The sequence below is a fragment of the Paramagnetospirillum marisnigri genome, assembly GCF_001650715.1.
Classification (GTDB): domain Bacteria; phylum Pseudomonadota; class Alphaproteobacteria; order Rhodospirillales; family Magnetospirillaceae; genus Phaeospirillum; species Phaeospirillum marisnigri.
The window spans coordinates 1-1191 of sequence record NZ_LWQT01000007.1; the positions used below are offsets into that span (position 1 = coordinate 1).

The following is a 1191-nucleotide window of genomic DNA, read 5'->3' on the forward strand; positions in this document are numbered from 1 at the left end:
ATGGCTAAGGCTAAATTCGAGCGCAACAAGCCGCACTGCAACGTCGGGACCATTGGTCACGTTGACCACGGCAAGACCTCCCTGACCGCGGCGATCACCAAGGTGCTGGCCGAGACCGGCGGCGCCACCTTCACCGCCTACGACCAGATCGACAAGGCGCCGGAAGAGAAGGCGCGCGGCATCACCATTTCCACCGCCCATGTGGAATACGAGACCGCGAACCGCCACTACGCCCATGTGGACTGCCCCGGCCACGCCGACTATGTGAAGAACATGATCACCGGCGCGGCGCAGATGGACGGCGCGATCCTGGTGGTTTCGGCCGCCGACGGCCCGATGCCGCAGACCCGCGAGCACATCCTGCTGGCGCGTCAGGTCGGCGTGCCGGCCCTGGTTGTGTTCATGAACAAGGTCGACATGGTCGACGATCCCGAGCTGCTGGAGCTGGTGGAACTGGAAGTGCGCGAGCTGCTGTCCAGCTACAACTTCCCCGGCGACGACATTCCGATCGTGAAGGGCTCGGCCCTGTGCGCCCTGGAAGACAAGCAGCCGGAAATCGGCCGCGAGGCGATCTTGAAGCTGATGGCCGAGGTCGACCGCTACATCCCGCAGCCGGAGCGTCCGAAGGATCGTCCGTTCCTGATGCCGATCGAAGACGTGTTCTCGATCTCGGGCCGTGGCACCGTGGTGACCGGCCGCGTCGAGCGCGGCGTGGTGAAGGTGGGCGAGGAAGTCGAGATCGTCGGCATCAAGACCACCGTCAAGACCACCTGCACCGGCGTGGAAATGTTCCGCAAGCTGCTCGATCAGGGCGAGGCCGGCGACAATATCGGCGCCCTGCTGCGCGGCACCAAGCGCGAGGACGTGGAGCGCGGCCAGGTTCTGGCGGCTCCGGGCTCCATCACGCCGCACACCAAGTTCAAGGCCGAAGCCTACATCCTGACCAAGGAAGAGGGCGGCCGTCACACTCCGTTCTTCACCAACTACCGTCCGCAGTTCTATTTCCGCACCACCGACGTGACCGGTGTGGTCAGCCTGCCGGAAGGCACCGAGATGGTGATGCCGGGCGACAACGTCTCCATGGAAGTGCAGCTGATCTGCCCGATCGCCATGGACGAAGGCCTGCGTTTCGCCATCCGTGAGGGTGGCCGGACCGTCGGCGCCGGCGTGGTTGCCAAGATCGTCGAGTAG

The 1191-nt window shown here is 64.8% G+C and carries 1 protein-coding gene; it reads left to right on the forward strand.

Annotated elements, in window-relative coordinates; translation table 11 throughout:
• Complete coding sequence (gene tuf, locus A6A04_RS00045; RefSeq protein ID WP_068489173.1) at positions 1-1191, forward strand: elongation factor Tu; 1191 nt, start codon at positions 1-3, stop codon at positions 1189-1191.

Excerpts from the sequence above, each read along its gene's own strand:
- tuf (WP_068489173.1), top strand. The coding sequence starts at position 1 with ATGGCTAAGGCTAAATTCGAGCGCAACAAGCCGCACTGCAACGTCGGG.